The 24,225-nt window shown below is 39.4% G+C and carries 24 protein-coding genes; 13 read left to right on the top strand and 11 right to left on the bottom strand.

What is annotated here, in order from left to right; genetic code table 11:
- Nucleotides 1-16 precede the first annotated feature (16 nt).
- From gspK to ESZ26_RS05660, 4 genes are read left to right on the top strand one after another with little or no spacing between them, the layout of a single operon-like run.
- Nucleotides 17-1,045, top strand: coding sequence for a type II secretion system minor pseudopilin GspK (gene gspK / locus ESZ26_RS05675; RefSeq protein WP_223271621.1), 1,029 nt, complete (start codon nucleotides 17-19; stop codon nucleotides 1,043-1,045).
- Nucleotides 1,045-2,379 (top strand): type II secretion system protein GspL, encoded by a 1,335-nt coding sequence (gene gspL / locus ESZ26_RS05670; RefSeq protein WP_146798786.1) that lies wholly within the window; start codon nucleotides 1,045-1,047, stop codon nucleotides 2,377-2,379. The genes gspK and gspL overlap by 1 nt, the downstream gene beginning before the upstream one ends.
- Nucleotides 2,379-2,849, top strand: coding sequence for a type II secretion system protein GspM (gene gspM, locus ESZ26_RS05665; protein ID WP_146798785.1), 471 nt, complete (start codon nucleotides 2,379-2,381; stop codon nucleotides 2,847-2,849). Before gspL ends, gspM begins: the two co-directional genes overlap by 1 nt.
- Entirely contained in the window at nucleotides 2,849-3,592 is a 744-nt protein-coding gene (locus tag ESZ26_RS05660; protein ID WP_146798784.1) for a type II secretion system protein N, read from the top strand. Before gspM ends, ESZ26_RS05660 begins: the two co-directional genes overlap by 1 nt.
- 79 nt (nucleotides 3,593-3,671) lie before the next feature.
- On the opposite strand, the gene yrfG is transcribed toward ESZ26_RS05660, so the two are convergent.
- A complete protein-coding gene (yrfG, locus tag ESZ26_RS05655; protein ID WP_146798783.1) occupies nucleotides 3,672-4,346 on the bottom strand; it encodes a GMP/IMP nucleotidase in 675 nt (224 codons plus the stop codon).
- Between the two features lie 99 nt (nucleotides 4,347-4,445).
- On the opposite strand from yrfG, the gene nudE reads away from it, so the two are divergent.
- Genes nudE through ESZ26_RS05640 form a run of 3 tightly spaced genes read left to right on the top strand, consistent with a single transcriptional unit; the run spans nucleotide 4,446 to nucleotide 6,472 of the window.
- Nucleotides 4,446-5,006 carry an ADP compounds hydrolase NudE gene (gene nudE, locus ESZ26_RS05650; protein ID WP_146798782.1) on the top strand — a complete coding sequence of 187 codons (561 nt, stop codon included), beginning with the start codon at nucleotides 4,446-4,448 and terminating at the stop codon, nucleotides 5,004-5,006.
- A gap of 29 nt (nucleotides 5,007-5,035) precedes the next feature.
- The gene (gene cysQ, locus ESZ26_RS05645) at nucleotides 5,036-5,860 is read left to right on the top strand and encodes a 3'(2'),5'-bisphosphate nucleotidase CysQ (RefSeq protein WP_146798781.1); all 825 of its coding nucleotides are present in this window, start codon (nucleotides 5,036-5,038) and stop codon (nucleotides 5,858-5,860) included.
- 33 nt (nucleotides 5,861-5,893) lie between these two features.
- On the top strand, nucleotides 5,894-6,472 hold the full coding sequence (locus ESZ26_RS05640) for a YceI family protein (RefSeq protein WP_146798780.1): 579 nt from the start codon (nucleotides 5,894-5,896) through the stop codon (nucleotides 6,470-6,472).
- 46 nt (nucleotides 6,473-6,518) lie between these two features.
- On the opposite strand, the gene ESZ26_RS05635 is transcribed toward ESZ26_RS05640, so the two are convergent.
- From ESZ26_RS05635 to ESZ26_RS05610, 6 genes are all read right to left on the bottom strand, one after another.
- Complete coding sequence (locus tag ESZ26_RS05635) at nucleotides 6,519-6,770, bottom strand: YheU family protein (protein WP_146798779.1); 252 nt, start codon at nucleotides 6,768-6,770, stop codon at nucleotides 6,519-6,521.
- Entirely contained in the window at nucleotides 6,767-7,750 is a 984-nt protein-coding gene (locus ESZ26_RS05630) for a hydrolase (RefSeq protein WP_146798778.1), read from the bottom strand. Before ESZ26_RS05630 ends, ESZ26_RS05635 begins: the two co-directional genes overlap by 4 nt.
- A gap of 303 nt (nucleotides 7,751-8,053) precedes the next feature.
- The gene (locus tag ESZ26_RS05625; protein ID WP_223271622.1) at nucleotides 8,054-8,488 is read right to left on the bottom strand and encodes a flagellin; all 435 of its coding nucleotides are present in this window, start codon (nucleotides 8,486-8,488) and stop codon (nucleotides 8,054-8,056) included.
- A gap of 225 nt (nucleotides 8,489-8,713) precedes the next feature.
- Nucleotides 8,714-8,842, bottom strand: coding sequence for a DUF3149 domain-containing protein (locus ESZ26_RS05620; RefSeq protein WP_146798777.1), 129 nt, complete (start codon nucleotides 8,840-8,842; stop codon nucleotides 8,714-8,716).
- 156 nt (nucleotides 8,843-8,998) lie between these two features.
- On the bottom strand, nucleotides 8,999-9,721 hold the full coding sequence (locus ESZ26_RS05615) for a tetratricopeptide repeat protein (protein WP_146798776.1): 723 nt from the start codon (nucleotides 9,719-9,721) through the stop codon (nucleotides 8,999-9,001).
- Between the two features lie 68 nt (nucleotides 9,722-9,789).
- The gene (locus tag ESZ26_RS05610) at nucleotides 9,790-11,697 is read right to left on the bottom strand and encodes an ATP-binding cassette domain-containing protein (protein WP_146798775.1); all 1,908 of its coding nucleotides are present in this window, start codon (nucleotides 11,695-11,697) and stop codon (nucleotides 9,790-9,792) included.
- A 102-nt stretch (nucleotides 11,698-11,799) separates the two neighbouring features.
- Here ESZ26_RS05610 and ESZ26_RS05605 point away from each other — a divergent pair, with 102 nt between their 5' ends.
- Nucleotides 11,800-11,994, top strand: coding sequence for a YheV family putative zinc ribbon protein (locus ESZ26_RS05605; protein ID WP_070374933.1), 195 nt, complete (start codon nucleotides 11,800-11,802; stop codon nucleotides 11,992-11,994).
- A 68-nt stretch (nucleotides 11,995-12,062) separates the two neighbouring features.
- Here the strand turns inward: ESZ26_RS05605 and ESZ26_RS05600 are convergent, their stop codons facing one another.
- Both ESZ26_RS05600 and ESZ26_RS05595 read right to left on the bottom strand, forming a co-directional pair.
- On the bottom strand, nucleotides 12,063-12,299 hold the full coding sequence (locus ESZ26_RS05600) for a SlyX family protein (RefSeq protein ID WP_146798774.1): 237 nt from the start codon (nucleotides 12,297-12,299) through the stop codon (nucleotides 12,063-12,065).
- Between the two features lie 18 nt (nucleotides 12,300-12,317).
- A complete protein-coding gene (locus ESZ26_RS05595) occupies nucleotides 12,318-13,310 on the bottom strand; it encodes a WD40 repeat domain-containing protein (RefSeq protein ID WP_223271623.1) in 993 nt (330 codons plus the stop codon).
- Nucleotides 13,311-13,441: 131 nt separating this feature from the next.
- Here ESZ26_RS05595 and bamJ point away from each other — a divergent pair, with 131 nt between their 5' ends.
- On the top strand, nucleotides 13,442-14,197 hold the full coding sequence (bamJ, locus tag ESZ26_RS05590; RefSeq protein WP_146798773.1) for a BamJ family beta-barrel-assembly machinery protein: 756 nt from the start codon (nucleotides 13,442-13,444) through the stop codon (nucleotides 14,195-14,197).
- A 609-nt stretch (nucleotides 14,198-14,806) separates the two neighbouring features.
- On the opposite strand, the gene ESZ26_RS05585 is transcribed toward bamJ, so the two are convergent.
- Nucleotides 14,807-15,913, bottom strand: coding sequence for an NAD(P)/FAD-dependent oxidoreductase (locus tag ESZ26_RS05585; RefSeq protein ID WP_146798772.1), 1,107 nt, complete (start codon nucleotides 15,911-15,913; stop codon nucleotides 14,807-14,809).
- 214 nt (nucleotides 15,914-16,127) lie between these two features.
- On the opposite strand from ESZ26_RS05585, the gene ESZ26_RS05580 reads away from it, so the two are divergent.
- From ESZ26_RS05580 to ESZ26_RS05570, 3 genes are read left to right on the top strand one after another with little or no spacing between them, the layout of a single operon-like run.
- Nucleotides 16,128-17,921, top strand: a complete 1,794-nt coding sequence (locus ESZ26_RS05580) for an assimilatory sulfite reductase (NADPH) flavoprotein subunit (RefSeq protein WP_146798771.1) — start codon at nucleotides 16,128-16,130, stop codon at nucleotides 17,919-17,921.
- Nucleotides 17,921-19,669: an assimilatory sulfite reductase (NADPH) hemoprotein subunit gene (cysI, locus tag ESZ26_RS05575; RefSeq protein ID WP_146798770.1), complete on the top strand. Its 1,749-nt coding sequence runs from the start codon at nucleotides 17,921-17,923 to the stop codon at nucleotides 19,667-19,669. The genes ESZ26_RS05580 and cysI overlap by 1 nt, the downstream gene beginning before the upstream one ends.
- Nucleotides 19,662-20,438, top strand: a complete 777-nt coding sequence (locus ESZ26_RS05570) for a phosphoadenylyl-sulfate reductase (protein ID WP_146798769.1) — start codon at nucleotides 19,662-19,664, stop codon at nucleotides 20,436-20,438. The genes cysI and ESZ26_RS05570 overlap by 8 nt, the downstream gene beginning before the upstream one ends.
- 312 nt (nucleotides 20,439-20,750) lie before the next feature.
- Here the strand turns inward: ESZ26_RS05570 and ESZ26_RS05565 are convergent, their stop codons facing one another.
- Complete coding sequence (locus ESZ26_RS05565; protein WP_146798768.1) at nucleotides 20,751-21,665, bottom strand: TIGR03899 family protein; 915 nt, start codon at nucleotides 21,663-21,665, stop codon at nucleotides 20,751-20,753.
- Nucleotides 21,666-21,933: 268 nt separating this feature from the next.
- On the opposite strand from ESZ26_RS05565, the gene ESZ26_RS05560 reads away from it, so the two are divergent.
- Nucleotides 21,934-24,156 carry a bifunctional diguanylate cyclase/phosphodiesterase gene (locus ESZ26_RS05560; protein ID WP_146798767.1) on the top strand — a complete coding sequence of 741 codons (2,223 nt, stop codon included), beginning with the start codon at nucleotides 21,934-21,936 and terminating at the stop codon, nucleotides 24,154-24,156.
- The last annotated feature ends 69 nt before the right edge of the window (nucleotides 24,157-24,225 follow it).

The following is a 24,225-nucleotide window of genomic DNA, read 5'->3' as shown; positions in this document are numbered from 1 at the left end:
GTTATGGGAGGCCTTAATGACACATTCTCAGTGCAGTGCTGATATGAGTAAGTTGACTACTAAAAAAGTGACTGGTGTAGCGCTAATTACTGTTTTGCTTATCGTCGCGTTAGCCGCCGTATTAGCAACACAAATGACTGCTCGCTTGCAGTTGCAGATGCAACGTACCAATAATATTACACTAAATCAGCAAGCTTATTGGTATGCGATGGGCGCAGAGGCGTTTGCAAAAAGAATATTAATTAGTGCTTTTGAAAATGGTAAAGAGGTCACACATCTAGAGCAAATCTGGGCACAAGGTCAAACAAGTTACCCGGTCGACTTTGGGCAAATCACCGGTGAAATTTTTGACATGCAAGCTTGTTTTAATTTGAATGCCTTAAGGCCTGATGATAATGCTATTCCTACAGGAACTCAAAGGCGTGCAATAGAAGAAGACTTTCAAAAATTAATTATGTCACTTAATGTCGAAGGTGTTAGTCAGTTTGAAGCTGAATATATGACCGATGCCTTAGTTGATTGGCTTGATCAAGATAGTGCTATAGCCAGTGCTGGTGGAGCAGAAGATAATGATTACTCAGCAAAAGAGTTTCCTTATTTACCCGCCAATCATTATTTGGCCAGTATTACCGAATTACGTTTAATTGAACACTTTACCGTGCCGGTTATTAATAAATTAAAAGAATATGCTTGCGTAATACCCAATAGCAATTTACATAAAATAAATATAAATACCATTAGAAGCGATCAGCCTGAACTGTTAGAGATTTTTTTACATATTCCTATCGCAGATGCAGAAAATGCACTGGCCAGTCGAGAGGGTGCTGGTTTTAAAACACGTGATGAGTTTTTTAACTTACCAGAAATATCGAAACATCCAAAAATAACCAATGATCAAAAAGAGCAGTTTGATGTTGTTAGCCATTATTTTAAACTAAAAAGCATTGCTAGTTTTAATGACAGTTACTTCGCTTTGAGCACTTTAATGAAAGTTGAAAGCAATAATAATATCTCCGTAGTGAGTCGTACCATAGGACGAGAGTAATGGCCGAAAAGTTATATATCCGATTAGGCACTAACGCAAAAGATGCAGTGCACTGGTTAATTTTCAGTGACGATCAAGAAGGTATCATTGCCAGTGGTGAACTCCCAGACGCCAATGCGTTAGAGCAATTAGCCGAGCAGGCCAAACAACGTGAAGTTATCGCGCTTGTGCCAACCAGTGATATCAGCTTGAAAAGCTTAACGGTACCCAGTAAATCAGCGAAAGCGATGCGCTTAGCCGTGCCGTATATGCTTGAAGATGAATTAGCACAAGACGTTGAAGAGCTGTTTTTCGCTTATAGTGATATCAAAATTGCGGGTAGTGCAGATAATTGCTTTGTTGCGATTGTCGAGTGTGCTCAGTTGGCACTATGGCAAGGGTGGCTAAAAAGTGCAGATATTACCTGTAAAAAAATGATCCCCGATGTACTTGCCATGCCACTGACTAACGAAGAAAACGTCGGCAGTGCAATTGTTTTAGGTGAGCAAATACTGATACGCCAAGGACAATGGCAAGGGATCACCATAGACAGCAATACTTGGCCGTTAATTAGCCAGTCGCTGAGCGAGACTCCGGCAGGAGAAAAAAACAGCAGTGAGCAAAAATCTGTAGCGGGTAACGACAGCAATAATGACGTGCCAAGCAGTTTCTCATTAAATGCTTATTCACTATTACCCGAAACGGTCGCTAAACTAACCATCAACTCGATGCCAGAAGAGTTGCCTTTGGCGTTATTAGCCGCCACATATAGCCAAGATAAAGCGGGCAGGTTCAATTTATTACAGGGTGAATTTAAAATTAAAGAACAGCGCTCACCCGTGCTAAAGAGTTGGTTTATGGCCGCAGGTATTGCCATGTTTGCTTTATTGCTTAATGTCGGTATTAAAGGTGCCGAATTAATGCAGCTTCATAGTCAACAGGCTGAAATTGAACAACAAATCATTAGTACCTATAAAAAGGCTTTTCCAAAAACTAAGCGAGTCCGTGTCTCAACTATTCGCTCTCAGCTTAAACGTAAGCTTAAAGACGTCGGGGGAGCAAGTGGAGAAAGTGGCTTTTTAGCTATTTTAACTCAAGTGCAACCAGCGTTAGCTTTAGTGCCTGAAATAAAACCTCAAACGTTGAAATTTGATGGTAAGCGCAACGAGATCCGTATGCAGGCAATTGCTAGTGATTATCAATATTTTGATAAGTTAAAAATCGCTCTTGAAGAGAGCAACCTCACGGTATCTATGGGCGCACAAAATAATCAAGGTGAGCAAATTTCTGGCTCATTTAGCATAACCAGTAATGATGATAATCAGCAATCAACAAACACAAGTAAGGGGCGATAATGAAAACGTGGTGGCAACAACTAAAAAGCTCTGAGCAACGACTCGTTGCAATGACGAGCTTTGTTGTAGTGCTGTTTTTATTTTACAGCGCAGTGTGGCAACCATTGGTTACTAATACTGATAAAACTCAACAAAAAATCGTACGCCAACAAGCGCTTTATACGTGGGTGCAAGAAAATACTCAGCGCTATCAACAGTCACAAAAAAGAGTCGCAACATCAGCCAGTAATGCCAGCATTTCTAGTATTGTTAACAGCAGTGCTGGTCGTAATAATATTTCGATAGCACGCTTGCAACCTCAAGGTGAAGACTTACAAGTATGGATTGATGAAGTACCCTTTACGCAACTACTTAGTTGGCTTGAATTTTTAGCGAACAATGAAGGTTTATTAGTGAAAAGTATTGATTTAAGTAAAGCAGATCGCAACGGTGTCGTGAGAGTTCGTCGCTTACAATTAGGAAAAGGTTAATGAAAAAGTGGTTTGCTTACGGAGCAATGTTTTTTAGTCTATATTTCATTTTTTTAATCGCAACTATGCCTGCTGCTTGGGTGGTTAGTTTTATTAATTTACCGAAAAATAGCCAAGTATCTGAACTCTCTGGCACTGTGTGGCAAAGTTATGCAAAACAAGTCCGTATTGATGACGTCGACATTAATAATGTCAGCAGTGAATTAAGTTTCCTTTCATTATTGATGCTAGACCCAACAATAAAGTTAGTTTTTGGCGGTCCTTTAGTCAGTGGACCGGAAGGTAAGTTGACAGCAAGCCAATTGCTTAAGCAGATAAAAATTACTGATGTTGATATTACGGTAGCCGCGCATCAAATTTCTGAAAAACTTAATTTAGCTATCCCACTACAAGCTCACAATCTTATTGAATTAAGTGTTGATGAATTTATGCTCGGCAAACCTATTTGTCAGCTAATGAAGGGCTCAATAAAATGGAAGAAAGCATCAATTACCGCATTATCAGAAACAGTAAGTTTAGGTGCGTTATCTGCTGAAGTGGCCTGTGAAAAAGGTGCACTCACCTTTATTATTGCCCCTGAAAACGATCTTGGACTCACCTTTACCGCTTATTTACATCATATGACTAGAGCATCTGGAAGTGGCCATTTAAAGCCAAGTGCTAATTTCCCTGAAAAACTAAAACCGCTACTACCTTTTATTGGTAAAGCGGATAACCAAGGGCGCTACCGGTTGAACTTTTAAGTAACTTAACACTGTGATTAATGGCTACTGAAGCAAAACCTACTTCATCCTGGCTTTATGTCAGGATGAATAACAGTCATTATTTAACGGGATTTTTCTTTATTTCATCCAGTAATGTTCTAAAATCTGACGTTGATGGGTAATCGTCAACAGCATGCGGCGTTTTTTGACTATCGGGGTTTTCAACCGCTAATAAATGTTCAAATCCATATCGCTGAGCCGAGGCTAAAATATGGATACTATCATCAACAAACAAAGTATTCTCTAGGCTAAAACCTTGTTTTTCTTGAAGACGTTGCCATAATAATTGTGATTCTTTGGTAACACCAAACTCATGTGTCGAATACAAAACATCAAAATACTGATCAAGTTGCGTGCGTTCAATCTTAAGCAATAAGCTATCAGGGTGAGCATTGGTCACCAGTATTATTTCTCGTCCACTCTCTCGTAATGCCACCATAAAATCATGAGCATCGCTGCGTAAACTGATTAAGTGTTGTACTTCACGTTTTAATGCTTGAATGGGTAATTGAGTTTGTTCAGCCCAGTAATCTAAACAGTACCAGTCAATGGTCCCTGCAACTCTTTCATAGTGGCTTGCTAAGTTTTCTTTTGCTTGCTCAAGTGAAATCTTTGCACTTTCACTGTAACGTAAAGGTAAATGATGCAGCCAGAAATGATTGTCAAAATGTAAATCTAAAATCGTTCCATCCATATCCAAAAGTACGGTAGAAATTTTTGACCAATTAAGCATATTATTTTTCCTCAGAGCGATTATTTATTAATTATATCTAAAGTTAACGTGCTATTCTAAAACTATATTATTAATATTTTCCTCTTAGGTTTAGCTACTATGAGCAATAGTTTCACACTTCCCGAAATCACCCAACGTAAGCAAGTTGCCAAGAGTCGCTTATTTGCTATCGAACAAATAGATCTTACCTTCAGTAATGGCGTAAAACGAGAATATGAACGTATGCAAGGCTATGGTCGTGGTGCTGTATTGATCGTACCTATGCTTGATCATGAAACGGTATTACTCGTACGTGAGTATTGTGCAGGCACGCATACTTATGAGCTTGGCTTCCCCAAAGGGCTTATTGATGAAGGTGAAAGCGCAGAGCATGCCGCTAATCGTGAGTTAAAAGAAGAAGTAGGCTATGGCGCGAGTAAACTCACTCATGTTCATCGAGTCGCGACAGCACCGGCTTTTTTCTCTGCCTCTATGGAGATATTTCTTGCTGAAAATTTATATGCAGAAAAACTACCGGGTGACGAACCCGAAGAGCTAGAGATTGTTTCATGGAAACTTGCCGACTATCAATCATTACTTGCCCAACCTGACTTTAATGAAGCAAGAAGCATTGCTGCGCTCATGCTAGTAAGAGATTTAGTTAAGAATACTTCAAAATAACACTCAAAAGAAAAATTAAGTGAAGATTAATGAATAATGAAACGTTACTCGCCATCGCGATAGAAAGTGCAAAAAAAGCAGGTCTAGAAGTTGCTAAGCATTATAAAACGGGCAATTACACCGCAGAAATTAAAGAAGATAATAGCCCAGTTACCAGTGCAGACTATGCGGCTAACGATGTATTGATGCAAGAGTTGTCACGCTTAGCACCAGGTATTCCTATTATTTCTGAAGAGGTCGGTGCCTTACCGCTTAGTGAAAGAAAAAAGTGGTCACGGTATTGGTTACTCGACCCTATTGACGGCACGGGTGAGTTTATTAAAGGCAGTGGCGATTTCGCAGTCAATATTGCTTTGGTTGATAATGGCTGGCCAAGTATTGGTGTTATTCACGCACCAGAACATCAACTAACCTACTATGGACAAAACAAGCTTGGCGCTTTTAAAGAAAGCAATACCGGCAGCCAGCAAATTCATGTTGCTAAGTATGACGGTAAGCGAAAAATTAAAGTGGCGGTAAGCCGCCGACAAGAGCTTAGTCTAATGGGGCAATATCTTAATAACGAAGACTTTGCTTTTGAATATGTAGCATTGGGAAGTTGTTCACTAAAAAATTGCTTAATTGCTGAAGGTGGCGCAGATTGCTATTTACGTATTGGGCCAACGGGCGAGTGGGATGCTGGAGCGAGCCATTGTATTATCGAACAAGCGGGTGGCTCAATTATTGATAGTGAGTTTTTACCCTTGACTTATAATCAACGGGAAGGATTAATGAATCCTGACTTTATGACCTTAGGTGCGAGTAATATTCCTTGGCAAAGTATTGTTATCCCTCACCGAGCGCGACGCTCTTAATTTTTATTTTATTTTATTTTCAAAGGACCAATTATGCGTATTATATCTATTTTTATTTTAAGCTTTTCACTACTGCTTGCCACGCCGGCTTATAGTGCTTGGCAGCTAGACTCTAAAAAGTCTTCATTAACTTTTGTTTCCATTAAAAAAGGCACTGTGGCTGAAAACCACAGTTTTAAGGCCTTTACGGGTGTTATTAATAATAGTGGTTTGGCAAGTGTGGCTATTGAGCTAAGTAGTGTTGACACCAATATCGCGATACGCAACGAAAGAATGGCAGAGTTCCTCTTTGAAACAGCAACGTTTGCACAAGCGAGTTTTAGTGCTCAACTCAACAACGCAGATATTGATGCGATAGCTATCGGTTCAACTAAACAAATGTCACTTAAGGGTAGCCTTAATTTACACGGTCAACAGCAAGAACTTACCTTCAATGTTATGGTGGCTAAACTATCAGCAGAAACTATGCTAGTGACCACCGTGCAACCCGTTATTATTAAAGCAGAAGACTTTGCTTTAGTGGCAGGTGTTAATAAATTAAAATCATTAGCGAGCCTACCTAGCATCGCTTATGCCGTGCCGGTGAGTTTTGTCTTAACATTTACACAATAGCAAATGAGCAACGAACATCGATCGGGTGTTCGTTGCTATAAAATAACTATTGCGCTTGTTCCTGTTCTTGCTCATTTTGTTGTTGCTCAAACTGATCAATAGGCAAAATATTTACCGTATCATGAAGTTCTGAATAAACTAAGAATGCACTACCATCAGCGAGTTGTATTTTTACTTGCGCTACTTTATCGGACAAAGACACATCATCCGCGCCGTATTCGGTGCCTTCACGTAAAACAAACTCGCGAATAATACCTGTCAATGTATCTGGTTGTAAGTCTTTGTAGGGGATGATCATAGGTAACTCTCTAAAAAATTTGGAACACGATGTTCTAGCCAAAACTGTGGTCTTAAAGGATTATTACCATTGATAAATCCAACGTGACCGCCTTTTTTACTGACCTCAAAACATATATTACTGGGAATACTGCTAATATCACGGGTATTTTCATCACATAAGAACGGGTCGTCATTTGAGTGAATAATTAAGCAGGGTTGCTTGATTTTATCCAAAATAAAACGTCCACTCGCTTGATGATAATAATCTTCAGCGCTATCAAAACCGTTAATAGGGGCTGTAACAAGCTGGTCGAATTGCCAAATGGTCTTTATTTCATCGAGCTTATGAGCCAGTCTTTGTGATAGCGGTGCAGACAGTAGATTACTGGCCATTTTATCTTTGATACTGTCTTTGAGCATACCAACTAAGTATTTTTGATATATACGCGAAAACCCTTGGTTAATTCGCTTGCTGCAACTGGCTAAATGTAACGGAGCACAAATGATGGCAGCGGCTTGATAAGGATTATTAGGTTCTTTTGCTAAATAACGCGCTAATACATTACCTCCTAAAGAAAAGCCAATAATTGTCATCGGTAGCTGTGGATATTTTTTCTTTAAAAATTGTGTCAAATAACTAATGTCATCCGTATCGCCACTGTGATAAGAACGGGCTTTTCTATTGACTCGACCACTGCAGCCTCTAAAGTGCATCAGTACACCGATCCACTGCTTCTCTTTGATAGCTGATAACATGCCCTTGGCATAATGGCTATTAACTGAGCCTTCTAAACCATGTAGAACAACAACCAAAGGACGAGTTTCATCGGGTTTAGGCTTATCGGTCCATGCTAAATCAATAAAGTCACCATCAGGTAACTCTACTGTTTCATTACAAGTTTCTAGCTGTTTTTTAGATCTTAAAAATTTAGCAAGAATAGTTTGGCAATGAGGATTGTGTAGCCACCAAGCTGGAGTGAATTGACTTTGAGTAAACATTTAAAGTAATAGCGGTCTGTTGTGGTTTGTTAGTTATATGATTGTATGTGAATTGAAAATAAATAGATATTTTTAGCCTAAAAAAAAGCTGACAAGGGCAAACGCCATTAGAACATTGTGGTCTTATACCCGTTGATTAATGAGTATACCTTTGCGAGACTCTTCATCTTTTTTATTAATCACCGCCAACTGTAATAACACATTCAAGTGCTCTTTTTCTGAGGTGCTTGCCGCATAGTCTGTGTCTTCAGTACGAGAGCGGGATTCACTGGCATTAACGCGCGTTTTTTTATAGCTAGTGACCTAACCAGTTAAATTACTATATTGAGCCCCTAATGCACTTGCCGATTGGCTAACGCTAGCTAATGCATCTTCTAATACTGCCTGTGTTGTCGCTGGGTCGCTAGCATCTAATGTGGAAATAAAATTTGCGTCTCCTAATACGCCTGCCGCGATAGCATTCATTTGTTCGGTTAATTGATCTAATTCACCTTGAATAGCACTCGGATCATTAAGGGGACTTCCTGATTGGACAGACAAAACACTTGCTCTTTGTAAGCTTTCATTAATCGCGGCTAAACCACTTTCTTGAACATTATTGGTATTTATTTGGTCTTGGGCGTTAACGCTTCTTTGCTGGTTAGTATTAATTTGTGCCGTAAGACGGTTAGATATTTGTAAGCCAGCGGGATCATCAGCAGCACTGTTTATTTTTTCCCTGTGGCTAATTTTCATCATTTTCTTTACGCGCTTTATATTGACGCTCAATAGTACTAGGCGCAGAGGTCGATCGATTAATAGATAAGTTGATAAGCGCACCTCAATATTTATGATTAATCGTGCAGGTCGCACCGAGAATCAATACAGACAAGTGCTGTCAGTATAGCAAAGAACAACCATCTGAGCGATTTTTGTACAGCTGATGTTATTACTCTAGCTAAGTGACCTTATCACTGATGTTAACTAGTTATTTTCATTAATATTTTTAAGAAAATAATAAATATAAAAAGCACCAATCCCTAAAAGAATTGCTAAACCACCAAAAGAATAAAGTACAACGGGATCATTAATAATCATATCGAAAAAGTTCATAACAGACTCCATAAAAATAATTGAGTTACAACAAAAAATGGCTATAACGTAATGTTATAGCCATTTTAAATCGTGCGTAACTTTATGGTTGTGATATAGATCAATTAAGCTCAAATTTAACCTTTGAGCGATTATCTTCTGTGTTTTAAGTCACGTTTATTGCTTAGCCTTTAATTCTGCTTGTTCGATAATCTGTTGATAAAGTCGGTCAGCCTTTTCCCTCGCTTGAGCTATTTCTACATTGCTGAGTTTTAATGAGTCCATATCACGACTTTTTCCTGCGTTTTCATAACCATTACTTGCGGCAATAATATTCCATACAAAAGACATTTCAACACTTTTCTCTACGCCCAGACCTTCAAAATACATCAGTGCTAAATTAAATTGAGCTAAGGCGTAATTTTGCTTTGCCGCAGTTTCATACCAACGTGCGGCTTTTGGATAGTCTTTATAAGTACCCGTACCATTAAAATACATAACACCAAGATTAAATTGTGCGGCTACCGAGTCTCTTATCGCTGCTCTTTCCATTAATGCAAAAGCGGTTTTTAAATCTTTTTTAACGATGACTCCGTCGGAATACATCAGTGACAAGCTAAAGAGTGCATCGGGGTGATTTTGTGAAGCAGCAAGAGACAGTAATTCGAATGCTTTGTTGGGATCTTTTTTAACCCCATAACCATTTAAATAAATAAGGGCCATTTGATATTGCGCAGGAGAGTATTCTTGAGCAACCAAAGGTTCAAATTCATTAATAGCGGCTTTAAAAGCACCACGGTTTAATTCATAAATGCCTTGGTCAAGATCACCTTGAAAAGCAAAGCTAGAAACACTACTCAATACAGATAGACAAAAAAGGGCGAATATTGTTTTTTTCATAACGTTCTCATTATTTTAATCGTATGATTATTAAGTGTAGCAAGTAATATAATATAATGACTAAATTTTTACATTGAAGCTTGTAACATAATCTCTTCAATTTGTTCTTCTAATTCAAGCCAATACATTTCATTTTCTTCAACATCGGCTTTAAGTTTAGCTTGTTGCTTAATAAGTACGGCTAAGCGTGCTTTATGTTCGCTTTGATATATTTCACTTTCGGCTAATACTCCTTCAACTTCTGCTAATTCGGTTTGCAGTAGTTGCACTTTCTTTTCGTATTTGTCGGCTTGCTTTCGCAATGGTGAAGCTTTTTTACGTAACTCAGCCTGGTCTTTACGCAATTGTTTTTTATCAACAACCTCAATAGATTTTGCGGGTTTAGTATTTTTCAGTGTTTGTTTTTTATCTTCATTAAGCCATTGTTGATAGTCATCAATATCACCAGAGAACTCGCTGACTTGACCATTGGCAACTAAGAAAAATTCATCAACACATGACTCTAATAAAAAGCGATCATGGGCAATCAAAATAATTGCGCCTTCAAAGTCTTGTAAAGCGAAAACAAGCGCTTGACGCATTTCTAAATCGAGATGGTTAGTTGGCTCATCGAGCAGTAATAACTGTGGTTTTTCATTAACAATTAACGCCAGTACCAGGCGTGCTTTTTCTCCACCCGACATGGTACTTACTGGAGAGAGGGCTTGATCGCCAGTAAAACCAAAGCTACCTAAAAAACTGCGCGCTTGTAGCTCTGTGGTATCAGGTTTCGCGCGAACAATATGATCAATCGCACTACTTGGCATATGCAATTGTTCAAGCTGATGCTGAGAAAAGTAACCAACGGTTAAGTCTTGTGCACAATAACGTTCGCCTTTAATTAAGGTGATATCGCCCGCTAAAGACTTTATCAAAGTCGATTTACCTGCGCCATTGCGTCCTAAAAGACCGATTCTACTACCGGGAACCAGCGTCAGACCGACATCACGTAAAATAATGGTTTCTTGATTATAGCCACAGGTTGTTTCTTTTAACGCTAATAACGGATAAGGCAATGTTTCTGGCGTTTTAAAACTGAAAGTAAATTGGCTGTCGACATGGGCGGGTGCTAAGTCAGGTAACTTTTGTAAACGCTTTAAACGACTCTGAGCTTGTTTTGCTTTACTGGCCTTGGCTCTAAATCGATCGACAAATGAGGTTAAGTGAGCGACTTCTTTTTGCTGTTTTTGAAATTGAGCATCTTGCTGTGCTAAATGTTCCGCGCGCTGACGCTCAAAGGCGCTATAATTACCCGAATATAATTTTGCTTGTTGATGTTCAATATGAAGAATTTGTTCAATAACATCATCTAGAAAATCGCGGTCATGTGAAATAAGCACTAAAGTACCGGTAAAGCGTTTTAACCAGCGCTGCAACCAAATTACCGCATCTAAATCTAGATGGTTAGTGGGTTCATCGAGCAAAAGTAGATCTGCGCGGCTGATCAAAGCCTGGGCTAAGTTAAGACGCATGCGCCAACCACCAGAAAAATCTTTTACGGCATCACTCAGTTGTTCTTGTAAAAAACCTAAACCATGTAATAGCTCGCTGGCACGTGCTGGCAAACTGTAACCATTTATGGCATCAATATGGTTAAGAATTAACGCTTCTTGGTTGCCATCATCAGTTAATCGAGCTTTTTCAAGTTGTTGCTCAAGCTGGCGAAACTCTTTATCTCCGTCCATGACATAATCTAAGGCTGATTGTGCGAGGGCAGGGGTTTCTTGTTTTACTGTTGCGACATCCCAGCCTGAAGGCATACTTACATCGCCTCTGTCGGGCTGTAATTCACCTAATAAGGCAGCAAATAGAGAAGATTTTCCACAGCCATTAGCGCCAACTAAGCCGACTTTATGATTAGGGTGAATAGTAAAGCTTGACGATTTTATGAGGTTTTTAGCGCCTCTATCTAAGCTTAAATCGGTGGCTATGATCATTGTGTGTTATTACTCATTTTAATTCAGGTCGCTATTGTCCTTTTCCTATCGACAAGATTCAAGGTAAAATAATGCAACAGGATTTTATTTGGATTGAAAGACATGAAAAAAAGATTTATTGCTGGCGCTATTTGCCCAAAATGTAATGCTATGGACACCATGGGATTAACGAAAGAAAATAATGTTGAAAAAGTCACTTGTGTTAGTTGTGGGCATCAAATGTCGCAGCCAGAAGAACATGTCGTTAAAGAGATACGACCGCAAGAGCAGGTGATTGGTATTTTTAAGCAAGAGTAAGTCTGTGTTTTGACAAGCTGATGTCTCTCAGCTTGTCATTTTTAAGCTACAAAGGTTTAGAGCAACCGTTAGTAATGTGGCGGTGGTGGCTCGACATCTTGCGCTTGAGTTTGACCCGGATTATTATCTTGAACGCGACTGGCGATTAATTTTAGCTGCGCCCTCAGGTCTGAAATTTCTAATTGATGTACAGCAAGTTCATTATTTAACTGATCAATAACATCGTCTTGAAAGGCATTACGAGATTGTAGTGCTTCGACATTCTCTTGTAATTCGATGATTTTTATGAGTATTTCTGTTGTCATAGTTTGGGGTACCTAACGCTACTTTCTTTGCCAAAGTTCAGCGTATCCTGATGAACTTTCGGTGATAATTTGGTTCTTTCCTCGAAAGGCGACACTATACACTACCGCACCTGCCGCACGAATACTTTCTTTCGGCGTTACTCGCCAACTGTCAAGTCGTTCTCCGGTTGCTATACTCCACAGGCTAACCTTTCGAGTAGGGGCTCCTGTTAAGAGTTGAGTGCCGTCATCAGAAAATCTAACCGAGCTAAATATTTCATGGCGGTTAAAGTATTTTAACTGACTGATGCGTTTACCTGTTTTTAAATCCCAAATGTTTGATGATTTTTGGCTATCTGCGGTGAAGGCAAATCGACCTTTAGGGTCAAGAGCCACCATAGTGACACGACTTGGGTGATTAAATCGGTAAATAACCTGTCCGCTTGCTGTATCCCATACATAAGCGACATAATCATTGCCTCCTGAAATAGCGATACGGCCATTGGGGAGCATATCAACAGCATTAATTTTTTCTGTATGACCTAAGAACTCTAAACGGCGGCCGTTGCCCATGGTAATGTGAACAACGGTACCATTACTTTTACCGAGTAAAATAAAATCACCATTATTAGACAAGGCAATATCACGTATGGTCGACTCACGTACTTTCCAATAACCTTCCGACTGGCCTGTTGCTATATTCCACAACGAAAACGCTTCTCGATTTGCGGTCAGTGCATGGCTATTATTATTGGATATATCGGCTAATAGCACTAAATTATCGCTACTGTCTTGTTGTTGCGACCAACGGTACTTTAACGCATTTTCTTCTATATCCCATAAACTTAAACCATGGTGAATAGATGAGACAACACTGTATTTGCCATCATTAGAAATATTAGCCGCATATGCGCCTTCTGTAGCATGCTGCCAGCGCTGTATCGGTTTGTCCTCTGCCGGCTGGCAAGCACTGTTCAATAAGGAAAATAGACAGATGAAAAGCAGTGTTAGCTTGTTATTACACTTAATCACAATATTAATACTTTTTTCTTAGTTAATTTATCGTTAGTATAAGCCGCATTGTCTAACAATACATAATATTTAATCAATGGCTTAGGGGGACTTCCTCCAACTGAGTACTAGGTTACGTTAACGGAGAAAAAATGAAATTATTTAAGCCAACTATGTTAGCTATTGCACTTGTGTCAGTGTTTGGCTGTCAAGAAAGTGTAAAACCAACCGAAACAGCGCCTGTTTTAGAAACTGAAATGCAAAAACAAGCTTACAGTTTAGGTGCTTCAATTGGCATGTACATGCAAAAGAATCTTGATCAACACGAGAAGTTGGGTGTACCACTTGACCAAGCATTAATTACTCGCGGCTTTATCGATAGCCTTGCTGGCAAATCAATCATTGAAAAAGAAGAGATTCAAGCACTATTAATGAGCCTTGATGAACAAATGAAAGCAAAGCAACTAGCAGTAGCAACCGCTGAATCTGCAGCGGCAATTGAACAAGGCGTAAAATTCTTAGAAGAAAATGCTAAGAAAGAAGGTGTACAAGTTACTGAGTCAGGTATTCAATACCTTGTTGTAACTGAAGGTGAAGGTGATAAACCTAGCGCTACTGATACTGTAACTGTTCACTATAAAGGTACTTTCTTAAATGGTGAAACTTTTGATAGTTCATATGAACGTAATAAACCAGCAGTATTCCCTTTAAATCGTGTTATTAGCGGTTGGACAGAAGGCGTGCAGTTAATGTCAGTGGGTTCAAAGTACACTTTTACTATTCCATCTGATTTAGCTTACGGACCAAAAGGCAACCCGCCACGTATTCCTGGCAGCTCAGTATTACAGTTTGAAATTGAATTATTAGACATTCAAAAAGCAGCTGAACCAGAAGAAGCTACGCAATAGTAAATAATTACTTTACTGTTAAAGGAGCCAATTGTGAAAGCAATTGGCTTTTTTTATGTTCAGGATGAACGGTATAACGCGGTGCCATGGATGGCAAAGAGCGTATATGTCAGGATGAACGGTATAACGCGGTGCCATGGATGGCAAAGAGCGTATATGTCAGGATGAACGGTATAACGCGGTGCCATGGATGGCAAAGAGCGTATATGTCAGGATGAACGGTATAACGCGGTGCCATGGATGGCAAAGAGCGTATATGTCAGGATGAACGGTATAACGCGGTGCCATGGATGGCAAAGAGCGTATATGTCAGGATGAACGGTATAACGCGGTGCCATGGATGGCAAAGAGCGTATATGTCAGGATGAACGGTATAACGCGGTGCCATGGATGGCAAAGAGCGTATATGTTCAGGATGAACGGTCATGATTTTTGTTCCCGACAAATCATAAGTACCTATGACGTCCCTGTAGGCAATAACGCGGTGCCATGGCCGTTCCTTGACATCTATGTCTCCACGGCATTAGTGCGTTCCTGCACGTCGATGCCAAGGAGCGTATATGTTCAGGATGAACTTGCTCAGAGATTCTATTTTTAAAAAAGATAAAATTATATCGCGAGTTTTTCACGAACATATTCAGCGATAGCTAAGCTTGAGGTTAACCCTGGTGAGTCAATGCCAAATAAATTAACTAAGCCTTTTAAACCATGTTCCTTTTCACTCTCAATGATAAAGTCTTTAAAACCATCAAAGGGTCCTTCTAATTTAGGGCGAATACCTGAGTAATCAGCGTGTAAGCGTGCCACATCTAAATCAGGATAGTAACGTTGAATTGCTGCGACAAATTTAGCTTTCAAATCAGCAGAGACTTGATAGTTAATATTGTCTATGTACTGTGTGTCTGGGCCAAACTTTAATTGCCCGCCGATATCTAGTGAGGCATGAATACCCAAGCCATGCGCTTGAGGCACGGGGTAAATTAGTTGCTTAAAAGGACTTTTTCCTTGATAGGAGAAATAGTGACCTCGGCAATAGTAAAGCTTTGGAATATTTACTTTTGCTAAATCAATGATATTTTCAGCCACTTTGGTGCAGTGTAAACCACCGGCATTAATCAAATAATCGCAATGTAACTGCATGATCTCTTCTTGGCTATTTAAGGTAACAATAAAACCACTGTCATCTTGCTCTGCTGCAATAAATCTCGTTCTCCCAACAAACTGACCATTATTGTATTCAATATCTGCCAGTAATCCCTGCATATAGCTATGAGCATCTATAATGCCTGTTGAAGGGGAAAGTAAAGCCGCTGTGGCATGTAATGCGGGCGCTGAATTTTTCAGCTCACTCTCAGTTAGCCAAGTCAGATCATGAACACCATTAAGTACTGCTTGTTTTAAGGTTTTTGTTAATATTTTTTCTTCAGCATTGCCATGAGCAACAAGTAGCTTGCCTAAACGCTGATGGGGAATATTGCGCTTTTGACAATATTGATAAATTTTTTCTTTACCTTGCACGCAGAGTTTGGCTTTTAAACTCCCTTGTGGGTAATAAATTCCAGCATGAATAACTTCACTATTACGGCTACTGGTTTCTTCGCCAAAGCTGCTGTTTTTATCTATAATAAGTACATTATTAAGGGTCTCACTGAGCTTTGCTGCGATGGCTAAGCCAACGACTCCAGCACCAATAATGATAGCATCCACTTTTTCCATAAGGTCATCTATTATTTTTAACTTATTATTAGTGTGGTCGTCTCTTATATAAATTTCAAGAAAAAGAATAGCTTGAAATTAGCACTGGTAATAATCGTGACTATAAAGGCTTTCTTATTCTATTTTGGAATAAAAAAGCCTTTTCTATTCTTTTTATTATGAGCAAAGCCAGTCTATTATTATTTTACTAAATTTTAATGGGCGAATTGACCTTATGTTGCCAAACCAACAGAACTTACAGAAAACTATGCTAGATGCTGACCAACTTTCATCATTACAAAACACGATTGGCAGTTACTCTCCGCTGCAACTTGCTTGGGCAAGTGGTTATTTAGCGGCTAAATCTGAAGGTGCCTCCGCAGGCGTTAGTCCACTAGCCGTTGCAGCGCCTGCCGCAACGCTAACTATTTTATTTGGCTCGCAAACCGGAAATGCTAAAGGTGTTGCTAAAGCGTTAGCCGCGCAAGCGCATGCCCAAGGAATTCTCGTTGACTTAAAGAGTATGAGTGACTTTAAGCCAAAAAGTATTAAGAATCTAACGCACTTACTGATTATTGCCAGCACTAATGGCGAAGGTGAAGCACCCGATGATGCGATTGCTTTACATGAATTTTTAGCGTCAAAGAAAGCGCCTAAGCTTGATAACTTACATTATAGCGTTTTAGCTTTGGGTGATACCAGCTATGAGTTTTTCTGTCAAACCGGTAAAGATTTTGACGAATACTTAAGTAAGTTGGGTGCTAAACAAATGTCGCCACGCGTTGATTGTGATGTTGATTATGATGCCGATGTAAAAGTATGGTCAGACAGTATCGTCAGTAAAGCGAAAGCATTATTTGGCAGTGAAGTTGATACCAATAATGTCGTTGCTATGCCAACAGCAGGTGCGATGAGTGAATATACTAAACAAGCACCTTATGCCGCAGAATTAAGCTTAAGCCAGAAAATTACTGGCCGAGATTCTGCGAAAGATGTTCGCCATATCGAAATTGATTTAGCCGATTCAGGTATTACTTACCAAGCGGGTGATGCTTTAGGTGTGTGGTTTGAAAACGACAGTGCCTTAGTGACCGAACTTATTTCGGTGCTGAACTTGTCAGCCGATGAAAGCATTGAAGTGGCCGGAACAAGTTTATCATTAGCACAAGCATTAACCTCAACACTAGAAATTACTCAAACAGCAGTGAACTTTATTAGTTTTTGGGCAGATAAGTCGCAAGATAAAAATTTACTTACGTTAAGCGACGATAAAAATGCTGCCCGTGAGTATGCGGGTAACCATCAAATTATCGATGTCGTGAAAGCGGCTCCGGCTAAAGTTACGGCACAAGACTTCGCTGATGCACTTAGAAAGATTACCCCGCGTTTATATTCTATTGCCTCAAGCCAAGCTGAAGTGGAAGAAGAAGTACACTTAACGGTGGGGTTAGTTGAATACAATGAAAATGATCACTTAAGAAGTGGTGGTGCTTCAAGCTTTTTAGGTAAACGCTTAGCAGAAGGCGGTACGGTTAAGGTTTTCATTGAACACAACGATAACTTCCGTTTACCAGAAAATGGTGATACTCCGGTGATCATGATAGGTCCAGGTACTGGTATTGCACCTTTTAGAGCGTTTATGCAAGAACGTGAAGCAACCGAAGCAAGTGGTGATAACTGGCTGTTTTTTGGTGATCAAACCTTCACACAGGACTTTTTATATCAAGTGGAATGGCAAGGCTATTTAAAGTCTGGCTTGTTAACGCGCCTTGATTTAGCTTTTTCTCGTGATCAAGCTACAAAAATATATGTGCAAGACCGCTTACGTGAAAAAGCCAGTGAAATCTTTGCTTGGTTAGAGCGTGGTGCACATTTATATATTTGTGGCGACATGAGCCGTATGGCAAAAGATGTTGAGCTTGCCTTAGTCGATATTATTGCTGAGCATGGCAAGTTAAGTACCGAACAAGCACAAGACTATTTAAAAGAATTGCGTAACGCCAAGCGTTTCCAAAAGGATGTTTACTAATGACTACAACAAATAAAGAAACCGTATTAACAGGTCCTGGACCGTTAATTGTAGAAGGTAAGCAGGCTGATAACGAACGTTTAAAAGCAGACAGTAATTTTTTACGTGGCACTATTGTTGATGACTTAAAAGATCAAACAACGGGTGGTTTTACTGCTGACAATTATCATATTATTAGAACTCACGGTATGTATCAGCAAGATGACCGTGATATTCGAAATGAGCGTAGCAAGCAAAAGTTAGAACCTTTGCATAACGTTATGTTACGAGCTCGTATGCCAGGCGGTATCATAAAGCCTGAGCAGTGGTTGGCTATCGACAAATTTGCTCAAGAGAGCACCTCATATGGCAGTATTCGCTTAACAACACGTCAAACATTTCAATTTCATGGCGTGTTAAAGCCTAATATTAAATTAATGCATCAAACATTAAATAGTATCGGTATCGACTCAATTGCGACTGCTGGCGATGTTAATCGTAATGTTTTGTGTACTTCTAACCCGATTGAATCAGAACTTCATCAAGAGGCTTATGAGTGGGCCATTAAAATTAGTGAACATTTACTGCCTAAAACACGTGCTTATGCAGAAATCTGGTTAGACGGTGAAAAGCTTGAAGGCCCTGAAGGTAAAGAGACACAAGAGCCTATTTTAGGTAGCAACTACTTACCACGTAAATTTAAAACGACGGTTGTTATTCCGCCGCAAAATGATATTGACGTGCACGCTAATGACCTCAATTTCATTGCGATTGCTAAAGATGGCAAGTTAGTGGGTTTTAATGTGCTTGTTGGCGGGGGGTTAGCGATGACCCATGGCGATAAGTCGACGTATCCGCGCAAGGCAGACGATTTTGGCTATGTGTCTTTAGCACATACCCTAGATGTTGCGACTGCTGTTGTAACTACGCAACGTGACTGGGGAAACCGAGTCAATCGTAAAAATGCTAAAACTAAGTACACACTTGACCGAGTCGGTGTAGAAACCTTTAAAGCGGAAGTTGAGAAACGTGCTGGTATTACTTTTGAAACCACGCGTCCTTACGAATTTACCGAACGTGGCGACCGTATTGGTTGGGTTGAAGGTTTTGACGGTAGACATCATTTAGCTTTATTTATTGAAAATGGCCGTTTATTAGATAGCCCAGGTAAACCCCTTAAGTCAGGTGTGGCTGAATTAGCGAAAATACACAAAGGTGATTTTCGTATGACCGCTAACCAAAACTTAATTGTCGCGGGTGTAGCAACTGAAGATAAAGCACAAATTGAAAAAATTGCCCGTGAATATGGCTTAATTAACGACACGGTTTCAAAGCAACGTAAAGATTCTATGGCTTGTGTAGCATTTCCTACCTGTCCATTAGCTATGGCTGAAGCAGAACGCTATTTGCCGGGTTTTGTTACCGACGTAGAAGGCATCTTAGCCAAACATGATATGAGTGACGAAAGTATTATTTTGCGTGTTACTGGTTGTCCAAATGGCTGTGGTCGTGCGATGTTGGCAGAAATTGGTTTAGTTGGTAAAGGTCCAGGTAAATATAATATGCATTTAGGTGGCAACTTGGCGGGAACGCGAGTACCTAAAATGTATAAAGAAAACTTAAGCGAACAAGATATTCTTGATGAAATGGATATGCTAGTGGCTCGCTGGTCAACGGAAAGAAACAGCCATGAAGCGTTTGGTGATTTCACTATCCGTACCGGCATTATCGCAGAAGTGAAAAATAGTAAGCGAGACTTTCATGACTAAGCCTATTATTCATAGTGCTGATATCGCTGCGGCAAAAGCACCGATTAATAACCGTTTCCCGGCGTCCTTACCTAAGCCTTGGCTTAATCAGTGGAACGAGCTATTAGAACAGCAAACCGCTATTGAACGAGTTGAATGGTCGATGGAAAATTTACCATCGCAGTTTGTTTTGTCTTCTAGCTTTGGCATTCAATCTGCGGTTATGTTGCATATGTTGACGCAAGTCGATGCGAATATACCGGTAATTGTTACCGACACGGGGCACTTGTTCCCTGAAACTTATCAGTTTATTGAACAGCTCAACGAACGCTTAAAATTGAATTTACACGTTTATAGCGCAACAGAAAGTGCGGCATGGCAACAAGCAAAATATGGCGAAGAATGGGCAAAAGATGAAACATCACTCAAAGCTTATAATCGCCGTAATAAAGTTGAGCCGCTAGAACGTGGTTTACATGAGCTCAATGCAGCAACATGGTTTTCTGGTGTACGTCGTCAGCAATCTGAGCATCGTGAAGGCTTGTCTGTAGTTAGTATTTTACGCGGTCGTTTTAAAGTACATCCTATTATTGATTGGAGTAATAAGGATGTACATGAATACCTAACTAAGCATAACTTGCCTTATCATCCTTTATGGGATCAAGGCTATGTATCGGTTGGCGACACACATAGTACACGGCCATTAACGTTAGGTATGAATGAAAGTGATACCCGCTTTTCTGGTATGGCGAGAGAATGTGGTTTACATACTGACGGTGACGGTATTTAAATAACGCCCAACTTAATGTTTACTATTAAGGACAAACATCTTAGATGCTTGTCCTTTTTTATGTGGGGCACTTTTTGTCGTCATACTGAATTTGCCGACGTGACTGGTGGCAGGGTCTGGTGTGTACTCTTGTCGTCATGCTGAATTTATTTCAGTATCTGTATTTGGGATGTAAGTACAGGTCCTGAAACGAGTTCAGGATGACGGGGCTGGTGGCAGGGTGATGTGGTTTGGTGGCAAGATAACCGGACTTATAGCTGGATGATGAGGGTGTATCAGTATCTACATTGGTGGTTCTTAAACCACCAATTCTTATCCTTCTATAATTGAAAAGTTTTCGCTTAATGCACTTTTTAAATGCTGCAAATAAGTATCATCAATATTATCGCTGATTAGGCGTGCTAGCTCGCTGCCTATTGGGGTAAATTTATAAAACTTCAGTACACAGGATGATTTATTGGCGGTCAGCGTTAATGGCTTACCGTTAAAGTTAAAATGAAACGACTCTGACTTGTTCATGGGGTTAGATTCTGTCTCTTGAATAAAGACCAGATGATTATCGGCTAGAATTAGCAAATCAGCATAGCTCAAGGAAAATTGACTAAAGGTTATATTTTGTTCTCTATTTTTACTAAAAAAGTTTAGTAAGCCAGGTGTCTGGTAGGCTCCTGAAATAATACGTATATTTCTTTTTGTCTGTTCTGTCACGGCTAAGCTACAGGCCTTTGCTAACAATTTTGCTTCTGTGATACTCATGGCACGAAAAACCTTGAGGGTTTTAGTGGAAAATGAACCGGGTTGTGATATTTCGCCAGCGAGTATTTTTGCCCACAAGTTTTGCATGGTGGTATTACTAACATCTTCAGCAAGTTCGGTGAAGGTACTAAACCAATCAGCATCTGCTTTATTGGTGAACTCGGTAGCAGAACAGTAATTTACCGACTTTTTTATGATCGCTTCAAGATTTTCTTGTTTTCGTAATGCGGCAATCCGTGCTCTTTTTTGGGTTCTTTCTTCTAGTGGCATCTGTTTATCTGAAGAAACTAAGCCACCATCCAGTACAAAGTTTTTGGCTAATGCAAGAAGTTGCATTTGGGAAGAAACACCAGCACTTTTTTTATTACTACTATTTTTAGCCGTAGCTGTTGTTGTTTTTATTACTTCGCTGTTAACTGGCTCATCAGCAATAACCAGCGGTGCAGTTGAGGGTTCGTTGATGTCTTTCATAAAAATTACCGTAACTAATATATTATTTTCATTACTATTTTTTCTAAGCATACGCTGGAAAATTAAAATCAGCAATCTTCTCTTTATTCATCTAAACTTAACATAAATTAAGGAAGCAATTGAAATTATGAATATAATTGTAATTCTAGGTTGAATATTATTTAACTGACTCTTATTATGTAGTTAATTGGGAATATAATTCATAATAAAATTTGATGTGAAAAAAAAACCTTAATCAGTAGTATTTTTCTGGTTAATTGAGGACGATATGCAGGCTTCAGAAAATAATAATGACGACTTTTTATTTATTGATGATAGTGATGAAGATGAAATTCTAAATGATGGCAGTGCTGAAACGTGGAAAGTTCTGATTGTTGATGACGATCCCGAAATTCACTCTGTTACTCAGTTAGCACTCTCAGATCTCGTTGTCTTAGGTAAAAACCTAGAGTATATACATGCCTACTCAGGTCGTGACGCATGTCAGCTTATTGAAGAACACGAAGATATCGTTTTGGTATTACTCGATGTTGTCATGGAAACTGATGATGCTGGCTTAAATGTTGTAAAACATATTCGAGAAACTTTATCTCGCCAAGATATACGTATTGTTTTAAGAACCGGCCAACCCGGTTACGCTCCTGAAGAAAGTGTTATCAAAGATTATGATATTAACGACTATAAAACTAAAACAGAATTAACTCGTCGCAAGTTAGTGACTACCGTGTACGCGGCTATTCGTTCATATCAACAAATTCATTCGGTTAACCAAAATCGCTTAGGCCTAGAAAAAATAATTAGTGCTACTGCCGATTTACTTGAACTGCACAGTATTCATGAATATGCAGAAGGTGTGTTGTCGCAATTAATCAAACTGAGTAAGAGTCATTGCAGTGTTTTTTGTGCACGCGGGCAAGGTATTATTGAAGGCTCTGACGATTTAAGTTTACATATTTTAGGTCAAATCGGCCATAGCGCTGAACTTATTAATCAAAAGATTTCTTGCTTCGACAGAGATTCAGCACAAGATCGCATGAGTAGCTGTTTCACTCAAAAACAAAATAATTATGGTAGTGACTTTGCGGTATTGTATTTAGCAAGCGGTGGTTATCGCGCTGTTATTTATCTTGAAGTTGAGCAAGAGTTAACCGACATTCAAATACAGTTAATCGAAGTGTTTTTAGCCAATGTCGCCATCGGCTATGAAAATGTTCACCTCTTTCAAAAACTACGCAATGCTGCCTATCGCGATTGGCTAACTGAGCTACCCAACCGCTTAGAGTTTGTTAATTTGCTCGACAAATTTAGTCAGTCAGAAGAACCCAATTTGGTTGCCGCCTTAATCGATATAAATCACTTTAGTGATATTAATGATGGCTTAGGACAAGATTTAGGTAATAAGCTGTTACTCGCTGTTACAGAGCGCATGAAAGAATTAGGAAACAATTGTCAGCTTGCTCGCATGGGCGCCGATGTATTTGGTGTTATTGGTCCCGCTGAAAGTGTAAATCCTGATAAATTAATGTCACTATTTCATCGTTCGTTTATTGCGGGAGAACAATTATTACCTGTAACGGCATGTTTTGGGCTGTGCTCAAAAAGTAGTGCCGGTTCGCAAGGGGTAAATGTTCTCAATCAAATAAACATCGCCTTGAATTTAGCCAAGAAAAGTAATCACGCAAATTTTGTTTATTACAAAAAAGAAATGGAAGATGAAACACTTTGGCGTTTAGGTATGATCAGACAGTTACGTACTGATTTTGCAGATAATCGTTTAGAACTTTGGTATCAGCCTCAGCTTAGCCTAATTACCGGTAAGGTTATTGGCGCTGAAGCATTATTGCGCTGGCGCACTGCCGAAGGAAAGTTTATTTCACCGGCTGTGTTTATTCCTCTAGCAGAATATTCAGGGTTGATTGTAGAAATTGGCGATTGGGTTATTAACCAAGCCTGTAAACAAATTAAGGTATTAGAACAACAGAAATTCGATCATGTTGGTATTTCTGTTAACGTTTCTATCCCACAATTTAAACGTGATAACTTCGTTGACAGTATCATTCAAGCGACGATTAATCATGATGTTAAACCAAGTAAGCTCGAATTAGAGATCACTGAAAATATTTTAATGGATGAGCCACAAGTTGTTATTGATGCATTAGTTAAGTTGAAAGCTGAGGGTATTAGCATTGCGCTTGATGACTTTGGTACGGGCTATTCATCAATGAGTTATTTACAACAACTACCGCTTGACCGTTTAAAGGTTGACCGTTCGTTTATTACTGGAATTGCAGAGCCTGGGCAGTCATTGATTGCAGATACAATTATTAACCTCGGTAAGCAAATGAACTTAAAAGTTATTGCTGAAGGTATCGAAGAGGAAGAACAACAAGCGCATTTAATCGCTCAAGGATGTGACGAAGTGCAAGGTTTTTTTTATGCTAAACCTATGCCTGCTGATGAGTTTTTAACATTTTTACGTAACAATAAGTAATACATACTGTTGTTGCTAGCTTGAATAAATTAAAGCCGAGATATAATGTCTCGGCTTTTTTATTGGCTA

The organism is Colwellia hornerae, from assembly GCF_007954355.1.
Taxonomy (GTDB): Bacteria; Pseudomonadota; Gammaproteobacteria; order Enterobacterales; family Alteromonadaceae; genus Colwellia_A; species Colwellia_A hornerae.
The sequence above is the reverse complement of the archived record's forward strand: the minus strand, read 5'-3'. Positions and strand labels throughout refer to the sequence as shown.